We start from the raw sequence: 12,595 nt of genomic DNA, 5'->3' as shown, positions 1-12,595 counted from the left end.
CCCCAGACGAGTACGAAACCGCCTGGCACACCCACCAGGCGCAGCACGACGAACCAACTATCGTTCAGCCTGAGCCCACCGGCGCCAGGTAACCAACCCTCCGGCAAACCGGGGGAACCTCATGAGAGATGACGCATGACCCTGTGCCGCCGTCGCCACGACGGCCGGCTTGGGATGCCACAGCCGAACTGACCACGGCTGCGGAGCACGCTACGAAGGACCGCATCTTCCTGTTGACCAGGCCGCAGGGCACCTGGGCCGTACCCCAGTACCTCGACCCGACCATCACCGGGTTCGCCCTCTGCGGCCCTCAGGGCGAGCAGCGTATCGGCGAGATCTCCGGGCGTCGCCGCCTGCCAGTGGTGGCCGACCTCGCCTACTACGAGAAGACACTGGCCACCCCTGAGACGCCGATGCTGTTCCCGGAAACCCTGTTCGGTCGCGACGGCTTTTTCGATGACATGCGGGCGCGAACGGACTCAGCGATCTTCACTCCCACCGCATACGTCGAGGCCGGTGAACCGGCCGCGCTCAAGGCCATCCGTTCCGCGGCTCAGGAAGTAACCCGCACCGACGTGGTCATCGTGGTGCCGCTGGACGTGACCTGGCTGCGCGACAACAAGATCGACCAGCTCATCGCGATCCTCAAGACGATTCCTCACCCGATTGCGCTCGTCCTCGGCGGCCAGTACAACCCGACCGACTCCTACGCCGACATCATGAAGAACCTCCGGCGGATCTACCAGGAGATCGGCCGCGTCGGGCCATGGCGGACCGACCCGGTGACGGCTTTGGACGCGATGGCGCAGGGTGGGATGTTCGCCGGCATCGGGTCCTCGGGAAGCCTGCGGCACCTTGTACCCCCCGGTCAGCCCACGAAGATCACGAAGCGGTTCAAGCCGTCAGTATTCATCCCGGAACTGCTGCACTTCTTCCGGGCCGACACCCTGGCGCAACGGTGGGCGAACGTGGACCCGCTGCCCTGCTGGTGCACGCTCTGCGCGGGCCGAGGGCTCGACCGATTCGACAGCCATGACCCAGGGGTTGACACTGAGGCGCGCGCCCACAACGCCGCCTCGTGGTCAGCGCTCTGGGCGCACATGCAAGCCCTACCGACCGGCACGGAGCGGCAGCGGTGGCTGGCCGAGCGGATTCGGCTCGCGCACCTGGCCTACGAGGCGGAGAACGAGCGTATCCAGCAGGCCAACGCCTTCAAGCCCTCCAAGACGTTGCAGCGTCTCGCGAAGTTGATGGAAGGAACCGATCCGAGCCTCATCGTAGTTGCTGGTAAGCCTGCTCGGTGAAGAGCCATCCAGCGGCGGTAAACCGTCGCTGGATGAAGGGCGCCGGCGGCACCAGCACCTCGGCCTGTTCAGACGGCCCGACCATCACTCCGACGCCGAACCGACGCGACTCTCGGACCATGATGTCGACGTCCAACGGCATGCGCTGCAGCCACATCATCCGTGCGGTGAACGGGGCGAACCTGCCCGCACGTTCCAGGCCGGCTCGCCAGCGCCTCGCCGGCACGACTGCCAGATCGACCCGCGCCGGACGAACAGCCAACCGCTCAGCGGCTCCTGCAGCAATTCGAACGGAACCTCGGGGCATCCGGCGCAGCGTACGTTGATCACAATGAGACAGCGAGGGGACCGGCACAGGCCATCCGACCGGCAGCGACATCAGCAGTTCAAGGTGATCAGAGGACAGCAGCGCCCCAAGGCCGTCACGCTGCCGACGATCATGCTCCGCCTCGTCGACGCGATGAGCGATGAGAACGTCACTGCCAAGCATCTGCAGGAGGGACCAGTCCCGATCGGCTGGAACAAAGTCGGCGACGCCGCGCGATGCCAGCCGGACCGTGCCCGTACACAGGTCCTGCAACGCGCCACTCACATGATCACCCGTCTGCATCCGCCTGACTGAAGCGTGCCACGCACCTTGTCCCGCACTGGGCAGATGTCATGATCGCCAGTATTTCTACCACCGATGTGGCGCTGGAGTCACCTGTCGGACGAGGTCGAGGAATCCCGCCTCCGCCGGACAACCGGTCACCTGCGGACCGCCCACGCCCGATAGCACGGTATCTGGCCCATAGCCGCACCAGGCCTAGATCGAGACATCGAATCTCGGGCAGATCGTGAGGAGCCCCGCGAAGGACAGGACGCAGCGGGCGGGTGGCGGACAGCCGGTGACGGTCCGGGCAGTCGGCTCGGAGTAGCCAGCGGTGCGGAGCAGTCCTCTTCTGCCGCCGGTTGATGTCTGGGCGAAGTAGGCGAGCGGGCCCGTCCTGCAAGACAAGACCAGAGGCCGCTGCCTCCCACCCCTACCGCGCAGAGGCCGCGATCGCCGCTACCGTCGAGGGATGAGGAATGCCCCTGCTCCTACCAACGCCCCCAGCGCGATCAGCGCCACCCCTTGGGCCTGCTGATCATCCCCGGTCACCAGGTTGGCCCCGAAGCCGATCAACACGGTGCCCACCCAGGCCACCACCACCGCGACGATCGACTGTCGACCCAGCTCGGCGAGGCTCTGCTCAGCGGCCTCAAGCTCACCGGTCAACCGCGCGATCTCAGCCTGCCGAGAGCCGTCTCGCTGCACATGACTGAGCTTGGTCTCGTTGAGTTCGCGCTGGCTGCGCTCCAGACTCCGCCAGATCGTCGCTACGGCTGCTGAGCCGGGACCGTCCGGCGGTGGGACTGCGTAGATTTCCGTGTTTGACCTGGGTGTGGTCCGTTGGACAGGACGTTGATCCTGTCCGGGAAGGACCACGTCATGGCAGACAAGAAGAACATGGTTCAGCTTCCGCAGCCGACGGCGGCGGAGGTGGAGTTCGCGCAGCAGTTGGTCGAGCGGGCGAAGGCCGAGGGAGTCTCGTTGGTCGGGCCGGGAGGGCTCCTCGCCGGGATTACCCGTACGGTCCTGGAATCGGCGCTCGACGCCGAACTGGATGCTCATCTCGACGAGGTCGGCGTCGATGAGGAGTCGGGTCGGCGGGTCAACGTTCGTAACGGGCACGGTGCGAAGACGGTGCAGACCGAGGTCGGGCCGGTGCGGATCCAGGTTCCTCGGGACCGGGCGGGTTCGTTCACGCCGCGGATCGTCCCGAAGCACGTCCGCCGCCTGGAGGGGTTCAACGAGGCGATCCTGTCGCTGTATGCCAAAGGGTTGACCACCGGGGAGATCTCGGCGCATCTGGCGGATGTGTATGACGCCGACGTGTCCCGGGAGTTGATCAGCCGAGTCACCGACAGCGTCGTGGACGAGATGGAAGCCTGGCGGCAACGACCTCTGGACCGGATCTATCCGGTGGTGTTCATCGACGCCCTCGTGATGAAGATCCGCCAGGGACAGGTCGCGAACCGGCCCGTCTACGTCGTGGTCGGGATCAGCCTCGACGGGGAACGCGACGTCCTCGGCATGTGGGCGGGGACCGGTGGTGAGGGCGCCAAGCAGTGGGCCGGTTACCTCACCGAACTGCGCAACCGCGGTGTGGAGGATGTGTTCATGGTCTGCTCCGACGGGTTGAAGGGCATGACCGACGCCATCGAGCAGGTCTGGCCGCAGGCGGTGCACCAGCAGTGCGTCGTGCACCTCGTCCGGGCCAGCCTTCGGTACACGAACCGGAAGGACTGGCAGAAGATCACCCCCGCGCTGCGGGAGATCTACACCGCCCCGACCATCGCCGCCGCCGAGGCCCGGTTCGAGGCCTTCGCCACCGAGTTCGGTGACCAGTACCCGGCGGTGATCCGCCTGTGGCGGACCTCCTGGCCGCAGTTCGTACCATTCCTCGACTACGACCACGAGGTCCGCAAGGTCCTCTACACCACCAACATCATCGAGTCCCTCAACGCACGGTTCCGGCAAGCCGCCCGCAGGCGCGGGCACTTCCCGACCGAGCAGGCCGCGATGAAGGTCCTCTACCTCGTCGTCCAGCAGAAACGCCGGGGCGGCGGCAGCATCACCGGCCGGGTCTACGGTTGGGCCAAAGCCCTCAACGCCCTGATCCTCGCCTACAGCGACCGGATCACCATCTAACAACCTCGATCACACCCAGCGGTCAAACACGGAAATCGAAACACTCCAAGCCCTGCGTGACCAGTCGATACCTCTCGCCGGGTACCTGAGACAAGGCCGGGGTCGCGGCGTGTTCCGCGCCGCAACCTCGGCCGTCTGTCACCAGGCGCAGGTGACGCCGTCCCGCCTCTACCGAGTGACAGGTTCGCCGGTGGCGAGAATCCCTTCACGAGGGTGTACGCGTTCGTGGCCGATTGGATGTCGTCGACTGGCCAATCCTGATCCCGGCCCTACGGCGTGGTGACGGTCAGGGGGGGAGTCGTCGGTGAGCCGTTGGCCAGGAATCCGAACGTGGTCGAGGCGTCAGCGGCCAGCGACCCGTTGTAGCTGGCATTTCGCACCGTCACCGACGAACCGCTGGTGCTCAGCGTACCGTTCCACAGTTGGCTGATGGTGGCGCCACCGGCCATGGTCCACCGCACGGTCCACCCGTTGATCGGTGCGCTACCCGCCGTCACTGTCACTTCGGCCTGGTACCCGCCCGACCACGTGTTGACGATCCGGTACGTCGCGCCGACCTGCCCGGTGGGTGCCGGGGTGGTACCCGTGGGTGACGGCGTTGCCGGAGGGGTCGTCGGCCCGGTTGTCGGATTGGCCGGGCCCGGGACGAACTCCCACCTGGTGCCGGATGAAGTCGCGTCGGTGGCGAGGCGGTCGCGGGCGGTGGTGTCGCCGTACAGGCTCCACCGCATCCAGTCGACATAGGTCCTGATGGCCCGGTTGTCGGAGAAGTAGCTGCTGTGGTCCCCGCCGATGAAGGTGAGGAACGCCTTGGGCGCGGGCATCTCGGCGTACGACTGACGGGCCGAGGAGTACGTCGTCAAGGTGTCCCGGTCGCCGTGGATGAACAGCACGTTGGCGTGGACCGCCGTGCTCGGACTGCCCATCCTGATGCTGGACATGGCGACCGCTGCCTTGATCCGCGGGTCGGGGAACGCGGTGAGCAGCGCGTTGGTGGTCATGCCGCCCATGGAGTAGCCGGACACGCCGACGTTGGCCGTGTCGATGTGGCCGGCCAACGGGTCACTGCCGTTGTTCAGGGCGAGTGTCCGGGTGATGGCTTCGGAGACGTCCCGGGGCAGCTCGCCGTTGTAGGTGTCACCGACGCTGGCCTGGGTGAAGACGGGGGCCGGGACGATGAAGCCGGCTGCGGCCATCGGTCGGATGTGGGCCAGGGCGCCCTGTGGGCTGGCGCCACTGCCGTGTGTGTACTGGCAGACGGGGAAGACGCCCGGGGCGACCGGTGCGTTGGTGGTGGGGCCGCTGCCGGCTGGGCCGGTGGACGGGTAGTACACGAAGGTGGTCACCTGACGGTTGCCGCGCATCCAGTTGTACTGGCGTACGCCCACCCCGAACGGTGTGGCCGGTGCGGTCCGTAGCGGGCCGATGGTGTCGGCCTGTGCCTGCCAGGGGCCGAGCAGGGATGCCGCGCCCACGCTTGCCGCGCCGGCAGCGCTCAGCCGCAGAAAGTTCCGTCGTCGCATGAGTATCACTCCAGTTCTGTGAGAAGGCGTCACTGTGGGGTCCCGGCGTGCCGGGAAGCCGGCCGGACGCCGTCGCCGGGCTGCCGCCACGTCCGGCCCGTGGGCGCGGACGTGGCGGCGTGGGCCGGCGTCGACGAATCGTCGTCGCGGCGGGTTCGCCGGCCCTACCTCGATCTCAGCGGATGCTCCATCGCTGGTTCGACCCGCCGGCGCAGGTCCACAGGATCACCCGGGTGCCGTTGGCGGTTCCGCCCGACTCGGCGTCCAGGCACAGGCCGGACTGTGCGCCGCTGATCGTGCCGTTGGGGTTGACGTTCCACCGTTGGTTGGCACCGCCGGTGCAGTCCCAGATGATGGCTCTCGTGCCGGGGGACGTGCCACCGCCCTCAGCGTCCAGGCACTTGTTGCCGTACACCCGCAGTTGTCCCGCGCCGGTGCGTTCCCAACGCTGATTGGATCCGCCGTTGCAGTCCCAGAGCGCCACCGCGGTGCCGCTCGCCTGGGCCGCGTTGATCACGTCCACGCAGCGGCCGGAGGCGGTGCCGACGATCGCACCGGCCGTCGAGGGTGGCGACGAGGTCGGCGGGGTGGTCGAGGCGTCAAGACCGAAGAAGTGGATGGTGTCGTCCGCGAGAATTTGCAGGTTGTGCGGTTGGCCGGTCTCCTGGATCGCTTCGACGCCATTGCCGTAGCGAGTGCGGACCCAGCCGGAGCGGGGTTGGTTCTGTTCCGTGGACGTCGGCGTCTGGCTGACGCCGAGCACGTTGGTCCACTGCTTGATCTCTTCGCCGAAGTTGGGGAAGCGCAGGGTGTCGTCGTTGGTGCCGTGCCACAGTTGCATCCGTGGCCGGGGGCCGGAGTAGCCGGGATATGCGGCCCGCACCGCGTCACCCCACTGCTGGGCCGACCGGATGATCTGTCCGTTGGCGCAGGCGGTGTTCCACGAACTGGTGCCGGCGAAACATCCGAACGGCACGCCGGCGTACGCCGATCCCGCACGGAATACGTCAGGATAGGCGCCGAGCAGCACATTGGTCATCATGCCGCCGGACGAATGACCCGTCACGAAGATGCGCCCCGGATCCGCCGAGTACCGTTGTTTGACATAGTTCACCATCGACACGATGCCGAGGGAGTCGCCGCCACCGTTGTGGCTCAGCGAGGCGGTCGAGTGGACGTCCCAGCATCCGTCACTGCTGGGGGCCGACGGATAGATGACGACGAAGCCGTACCGGTCGGCCAGCGATGCGTAGCTGGTGCCGCCGTAGAAGTCCTGTGCGGTGCCGTGACACCAGTGCACCCCCACCACGACTGCCGGATTGGGTTTGACGCTCGCCGGGACGTAAAGGAACATCCGCGCCCCGCTCGGATTGGCGCCGAAGTTGGTGATCTCCTGGAGCGAGGCGGCAGCTGCGGGCGGTGCCACAGTCAGCGCACCGAGGACGACTGCGACGATGCTCGCGGCCCCGACGGCGATGGCACGGAGCCGGTTCACGGTTCGCCGGCTCATCAGTGATCCGCCTGGCTGCCCCGGACCACGCAGGACCGGTTGTTCTCCCAGCCCCAGCCGTCGCCGTCCGGGTCGCTGCCGGTGCTGGCGCAGTACGGGTACCCGTTCGGCGCGGTGGCACTGGGAGTCGGCGAGCCGCTGTCCGCACGGCCACCCCGGACCACGCAGGACCGGTTGTTCTCCCAGCCCCAGCCGTCGCCGTCCGGGTCGCTGGCGGCGCTGGTGCAGTACGGGTACCCGTTCGGCGCGGTCGGCGACGGGGAGGTCGGGGTGGTGGTTCCCAACAGCGGGGTCAACGCCGGGAAGAACCTCGCTTCGATCTTACGGATGCCGGTGGTGTCGTTCGGGTGCACGCCGTCGACGGTGTCCTGTGCCGGATTGAAGCCGGTGTACTGGTCCACCACCCGGACGGGGGACCTGCTGGTGCTGTTGGTCGCGGCCCACCCGGGAATGCCGGCGTTCAAGCTCTGCACGTTGGCGTTGCAGTTGCCGCACCCTGCCGGGGCCATCGGCAGGATCTGTGCGACGAGCACCTTGACGTCCGGGTTGTTGGCCCGCATCTGCGCCAGCAACTTCGAGTAGGCGTTCAGGATCGCCGGAGTTCCCTTGTTGCTCCAGACGTCGTTGGTGCCGAGCATCATCACGACGACATTCGGTCTGGTGGCGGACAGCCATCCGGGAAGGAGATTGCCGTCGGCGATTCCCGTCGCGAGGAAGCCGCCGTGGCCCTCGTTGTCGACGTCGAAGGTGCCGGAGCAGTACGGGTTCCGCAATGTGCCGACAAAGTCGACGTTGGGGTATCCGGAGGACTGGAGGTGTTGCCAGAGCAGCGACCGCCAACAGCCGTTCGAACCGGTGATCGAGTCACCGAGGAGCATGACCCGGGTGGATGCCGCCGCGCTCGCCGACGGCTGAACGAGGAGGTACGGGGCCAGGATCGCCAGGAAGGCGATGAGGGCATAACACCACTTTTTCGTCACGGCAGTTCTCCTTGAGGATCGTTTTCGCCGCGTTCGGCTCACGGTCGACGGGGGCCTGACCGGCCTTCTCCGGCGTCGACCACGGCCAGGGCGGTCCGGGTACGGACATGACTGATCGTGCGATCGGGTGGCGGGGCGTCCGGTGCCTCGGCCACCCGCTGGTGGTCAGCTGACCGCGCAGTTGACCACCGGTGTCGGGTTGCTACCGGTCGAGGACGCCAGGAAGCCGAAGCTGGTCGTGCCACCCGGTGTCAGGCCGCCGTTCCAGCTCACGTTCCGTGCGGTGACCGTCGTGCCGGCCTGCGTGACCGTGGCGTTCCATGCCTGCGAGACCTGCTGGCCGCTGCCGAGGTTGACCGTTGCGGTCCACGTCGATGTGGTCGCCGTCGAGCCGTTGCGGATGCTCACCTCGCCCTGGAATCCTCCGGACCACTGGGAGACCACCTGGTACGTCGCCGTGCACCGTCCGTTGCCGGGCGGGGGTGTCGACGGTGACGGGGTCGGGGTGGCCGAGGGGGTCGGGCCCGGCGGCGAGGTGGGCGGTGAGGTGGGCGGTGAGGTGCCGCCGAGCACCCGCGCGAGCGCGGGGTGGAAACGGTTGGCCATCTTGCGGAAACCCGAGTCGTTCGGGTGCACCCCGTCGCCGGTGTCCGTGGCCGCGTCGAAGCCGGTCCACTGGTCCACGACGACGATGGGCGACTGGGCGGTGGTGAGACCGGCGGCCCAACCGGGGATCCGGTTGTTGAGCGTGATGGTGTCGGCGGGGCAGGTGGCGCAGCCGTGGTGCGGGATGATCTGCGAGACGATGATCTTCATGCTGGGGTTGTTCGCCCGCATCTGTCCGACCAGTTTGGTGAACGCGGCGAGGATCGTGTCCATGGACTGCCAGCCGCCCCAGAGGTCGTTCGTGCCCAGGTGCATCACGACCACATCCGGCCGTGCCGCGCTCAACCAGGGCGGGAGCTGGTTGTTGCCGGCGATGCCGACGGCGGAGAAGCCGCCGTGGCCCTCGTGGTCGGCGTCGTAGGAGAAGCCGTAGTTGCAGCTTCCGCCATCCGAGGCGCTGCCGACGAAGTCGATGTTCGAGTAGCTGGCGGTCTGCAACTGGTTCCAGAGCAGGGCGCGCCAGCAGCCGGGGCCCGCGGTGATCGAGTCGCCGAGCGGCATGATCCTGATCGGCGCTGCCGCCGACTGGTGGGGGGCTGACCGCACCGGGGTGCCGGGGAGCGCCATCGTGAGCGCCAGGATCGTGGTGATGGCGGCGAGCGCCGCGTACCGAAGGGTCTTTCGCGACATCGGGGACTCCCTACCGCGTCACGGTGAGCAGATGGTCGCGGCCGAGGCGGGGAGGTGTGGCCGCAGGCAGGCTGGCGGCCACCGGCGAGTCGGCTGACGCCGACGCCGGCAGGGCAGGGTGAGGTGTCATTGATGCTCTCCTGAACTAGCGGGGAGCGTCGATGGGAGCGCACCTCGGAGCTTTATTCATTAACATGATTAAGTCAAGTGGGTCGATGTGGAGAGTCGAGGCGGTGACGCTCGCCGGCGAGCGAGGAGGGAGAAGGAGTTCGGCAGTCGGCCGTCCCATGCGGCGGCGCTGACACCGCCCGCCCGCCAGAACGGCTCGGCATACTCACCGACGTGCAGGGCCTCCATGCCGGCGGCCACCACCGCGGTGATGATCTGACCGAGGTTCCACTGCCACTCGACCGCGCCGTTGCCAGGGAAGGTGTCGTTGACGTGGCTGGTGGCGAAGTAGCTGCGGTCGGGGCGGATCCGGGGCTGGTCGGTGTCCCACGTCCACAGCGGTACTGCCGGATGTGCCTCGTAGACGAACAGGTGCCCGGCGGGTCGTAGCAGCCTGACCACCTCGCTGGCCCACGCGTCTAGGTCGGGCATCCAGATCAGCGCGCCCTTCCCGGTGTAGACCAGGTCGGCGCTGGCGTCCGGCAAGGGTATGTGCTGTGGCACTGTGGCGGCGATGTACCGGCATGCCAAGCCGAGTTCGTCGGCTCGCCGCTGCGCCGCATCGACGGCGACCTCGCTGTAGTCGACGCCGACCACGGATCTGGCCCCGGCGTACACGAGCGCGGGGTCGTCCAGGCCGTGGCCGCTCTGAAGATGGATCACCTCGGGCGCGTGGACCAGGACATCCTGCAGCAGGTCGCGCTCGATGTCGATGAGCGAGTCACCGGTCGCCGCTTCGGCCAACAGATCGTCGTACTCGCGTACATGCTTCTGTGACGCCGTCTCCCAGGCGATCTTGTTCGCCAGCGTCGTCGGATCGTCCATCATGTCCTCCTTCACGCCACCAGACTTCGACAAGAGGATGACCGGCACGGCGATGCGGCAGAGCCCACCACAGAACGCATCGCCGCTGCGGTCGTCAGACTGCGGTGAGGTGCAGCACGAGCGCCTGTGCCGGCCAGAGGGCGGGCAGCTGCAGGCCGACCTCGGTGAGCACCCGGCCCGGGACGACGACCGGTGTCTTGCCCACCCACGCCGGGGTTGCCCATCCCCACTGCGCCGCGCCGATCTCGTCGCGGAGGCGCACCGAGTATCGGCGCTCCGGGTCCAGACCGTCCAGCCGCAGCCGCTCGACCAACGCCTCCTCGAACGAGCTGACCGTGCACACGGTGAACAGCGCCTCGCCCCGGTCGGGGGCGACCACGCCGCGCACCCGCAGCGCCGGATCGCGTACGTCCGGGTGCACCACGGTGCCGGTGTGCAACAACCCGCGGAGCTCCTTGTAGAGGTCGGCGAACGCGGTGATCGCGTCGACCTCCTCGTCGGTGCACCCCACGATGTCCCACTCGAACCCTGCCGAGCCCTGCAGGGCGGTGGCCATGCGGTAGGACAGTGTGGTGGCGCGACCCGACGAGTGTGCGGGCGAGGGGCCCACATGAGCGCCGACAAGCTCCGGTGGCAGCAGGAGTTCCGTCCACCGTTGAATGTCCTGCCGCTCGACGGGGTCGTTGGAGTCCGACGCCCACACCCGGTCGGTGCGTGCGAGGATGCCGAGGTCGGCGCGTGCCCCGCCCGAGGAGCACGACTCGATTTCGAGGCCCGGGTGGTCGGTTCTGAGGCGCTCGATCAGCCGGTACGTGGCGAGTGTCTGCGCGTGCGTGCCGGGCACCCCGTCATGGACCGCTTCGACCAGGTCCCGATTGTGGTCCCACTTGATGAAGTCGATGCCGAGCCCGCCGATCAGCGCGGACATGTGCGCCCGCACGTGCTCCCAGGCTTCGGGACGGGCCAGGTCGAGCACGTACTGGGTGCGGAAGGACAGCCCGGTGGGCGACGGAACCGACGCCGGGTTGGCGAGCAGCCAGTCCGGGTGCGCGCGGGCCAACTCCGAGTCGAGGTTGACCATTTCGGGCTCGAACCACAGCCCGAACTGCATGCCGAGTGAGTGGACGAGGTCTGCCAGGGGTTCGAGGCCCTGCGGCCACACCGTCGGGTCGACCAGCCAGTCGCCCAGCCCTGCGGTGTCGTCGCGGCGGCCGAGAAACCAGCCGTCGTCGAGCACGAAGCGCTCCACGCCCACGGCGGCGGCGCGGTGTGCGAGCTGCTCCAGGCGGGCGGGGTCGTGCTGGAAGTAGACCGCCTCCCAGGTGTTGAGCACGAGCGGCCGGGGGGTACGGGGATGCTGGGGCCGCGCCCGTGTCCAGGTGTGGAAGCGGTCCGCGATGCCGTCGAGACCCGCGGCGGACCACGCGAAGTACGCCGTGGGGGTGCGGTACGACTCACCGGGCGCCAGGCGCATCTCCCCGCGTCGCAACAGCTCGCCGACGCCGAGCAGCGTGACATGCTCCGTGACCCGGTCGGTGCGGTGCCGGACGTCGGCACTCCAACCGAGGTGGACCGCCCACGCCTCACCCCGGCGGTTGTGCGGTGACCCGACCGACGCGATCGTCACCCACGGGGCGTCGTGCCCCCCACGGCCGCGGCGCGACTCGCGGGTGGTCGTCCCCCGGGGCATGGCCGTGGTGAGGGGCGACTTCTCCCGGGTCCAGCGCCCGGAGAAGGCGGTGAGGTGGTCGGCGGTCTTCGGCACCGGGAGCGTCGCCTCCAGCCATGCCACCTCCACCTCCCCGGCACCGTCGTTGATCAGCTCGTGCTGCAGGAGCGCCAGCCCGCCGGCACCGAGTTCCACCCGGATGCGCAGGGTCAGGCCGGCGTCGGCGTCGGTCGCGGTGACGCGTACGGACCCGGAGTCCTCGTGCTCGACCTGCGACGACCAGCGCGGATAGAGGGGACGGCCGTCGCGGGTGGCGAGCAGACCCGGTCGGCCGGACCAGCCGTTCGCTTCCTCGGGCACGACTGGTAGGCGCCAGGCGGCGTCTAGCGTGCCGGGCGTCGTCTGCCGGCTGGTGGCCAGGTCCAGGGCGTCGAGGTCGCCGGCCGCCAGCGGGCCGAGGTCGGCGCCCCAGTGCAGGACGGCGGGCAGGCCGGTGGCGGGGTGGGCGAGGATGATGGCCACGCCGTCGCGGCGCAGTGCTGTCCAGGCGGTGTGCGGTACGGGGGTGCGTGGAGACGACATCTCT

Annotated in this window: 10 protein-coding genes; 2 read left to right on the top strand and 8 right to left on the bottom strand. The window is 68.4% G+C overall.

The window, feature by feature from the left end:
* Positions 1-128 precede the first annotated feature (128 nt).
* Positions 129-1,304 (top strand): hypothetical protein, encoded by a 1,176-nt coding sequence (locus tag JQX11_RS13415; protein WP_204925291.1) that lies wholly within the window; start codon positions 129-131, stop codon positions 1,302-1,304.
* Here JQX11_RS13415 and JQX11_RS13410 read toward each other — a convergent pair.
* Both JQX11_RS13410 and JQX11_RS13405 read right to left on the bottom strand, forming a co-directional pair.
* Positions 1,273-1,914, bottom strand: coding sequence for a hypothetical protein (locus tag JQX11_RS13410; RefSeq protein ID WP_204925290.1), 642 nt, complete (start codon positions 1,912-1,914; stop codon positions 1,273-1,275). The genes JQX11_RS13415 and JQX11_RS13410 overlap by 32 nt on opposite strands.
* Positions 1,915-2,352: 438 nt before the next feature.
* A complete protein-coding gene (locus JQX11_RS13405) occupies positions 2,353-2,562 on the bottom strand; it encodes a hypothetical protein (protein WP_204925289.1) in 210 nt (69 codons plus the stop codon).
* A gap of 231 nt (positions 2,563-2,793) precedes the next feature.
* On the opposite strand from JQX11_RS13405, the gene JQX11_RS13400 reads away from it, so the two are divergent.
* Positions 2,794-4,038, top strand: coding sequence for an IS256 family transposase (locus tag JQX11_RS13400; RefSeq protein WP_372444584.1), 1,245 nt, complete (start codon positions 2,794-2,796; stop codon positions 4,036-4,038).
* Between the two features lie 269 nt (positions 4,039-4,307).
* On the opposite strand, the gene JQX11_RS13395 is transcribed toward JQX11_RS13400, so the two are convergent.
* From JQX11_RS13395 to JQX11_RS13370, 6 genes are all read right to left on the bottom strand, one after another.
* A complete protein-coding gene (locus tag JQX11_RS13395) occupies positions 4,308-5,561 on the bottom strand; it encodes a cellulose binding domain-containing protein (protein ID WP_204925287.1) in 1,254 nt (417 codons plus the stop codon).
* A gap of 175 nt (positions 5,562-5,736) precedes the next feature.
* Positions 5,737-7,071, bottom strand: coding sequence for an extracellular catalytic domain type 1 short-chain-length polyhydroxyalkanoate depolymerase (locus JQX11_RS13390; RefSeq protein WP_204925286.1), 1,335 nt, complete (start codon positions 7,069-7,071; stop codon positions 5,737-5,739).
* Positions 7,071-8,051, bottom strand: a complete 981-nt coding sequence (locus tag JQX11_RS13385; protein WP_204925285.1) for a carbohydrate-binding domain-containing protein — start codon at positions 8,049-8,051, stop codon at positions 7,071-7,073. The genes JQX11_RS13390 and JQX11_RS13385 overlap by 1 nt, the downstream gene beginning before the upstream one ends.
* A gap of 165 nt (positions 8,052-8,216) precedes the next feature.
* Positions 8,217-9,347: a cellulose binding domain-containing protein gene (locus JQX11_RS13380; RefSeq protein WP_204925284.1), complete on the bottom strand. Its 1,131-nt coding sequence runs from the start codon at positions 9,345-9,347 to the stop codon at positions 8,217-8,219.
* A 198-nt stretch (positions 9,348-9,545) separates the two neighbouring features.
* Entirely contained in the window at positions 9,546-10,355 is an 810-nt protein-coding gene (locus JQX11_RS13375; protein WP_204925283.1) for a class I SAM-dependent methyltransferase, read from the bottom strand.
* Between the two features lie 79 nt (positions 10,356-10,434).
* Positions 10,435-12,591: an alpha-galactosidase gene (locus JQX11_RS13370; RefSeq protein ID WP_204925282.1), complete on the bottom strand. Its 2,157-nt coding sequence runs from the start codon at positions 12,589-12,591 to the stop codon at positions 10,435-10,437.
* Between the last annotated feature and the right edge of the window lie 4 nt (positions 12,592-12,595).

The organism is Micromonospora humida (assembly GCF_016901255.1).
GTDB classification, from domain to species: Bacteria; Actinomycetota; Actinomycetes; order Mycobacteriales; family Micromonosporaceae; genus Micromonospora; species Micromonospora wenchangensis.
Note: the sequence above shows the minus strand (reverse complement) of the source record. Positions and strands in the feature narration are given on the sequence as shown.

Excerpts from the sequence above, each read along its gene's own strand:
- JQX11_RS13415 (WP_204925291.1), top strand. The coding sequence starts at position 129 with ATGACGCATGACCCTGTGCCGCCGTCGCCACGACGGCCGGCTTGGGAT.
- JQX11_RS13410 (WP_204925290.1), bottom strand. The coding sequence starts at position 1,914 with ATGCAGACGGGTGATCATGTGAGTGGCGCGTTGCAGGACCTGTGTACG.
- JQX11_RS13400 (WP_372444584.1), top strand. The coding sequence starts at position 2,794 with ATGGTTCAGCTTCCGCAGCCGACGGCGGCGGAGGTGGAGTTCGCGCAG.
- JQX11_RS13395 (WP_204925287.1), bottom strand. The coding sequence starts at position 5,561 with ATGCGACGACGGAACTTTCTGCGGCTGAGCGCTGCCGGCGCGGCAAGC.
- JQX11_RS13390 (WP_204925286.1), bottom strand. The coding sequence starts at position 7,071 with ATGAGCCGGCGAACCGTGAACCGGCTCCGTGCCATCGCCGTCGGGGCC.
- JQX11_RS13380 (WP_204925284.1), bottom strand. The coding sequence starts at position 9,347 with ATGTCGCGAAAGACCCTTCGGTACGCGGCGCTCGCCGCCATCACCACG.
- JQX11_RS13370 (WP_204925282.1), bottom strand. The coding sequence starts at position 12,591 with ATGTCGTCTCCACGCACCCCCGTACCGCACACCGCCTGGACAGCACTG.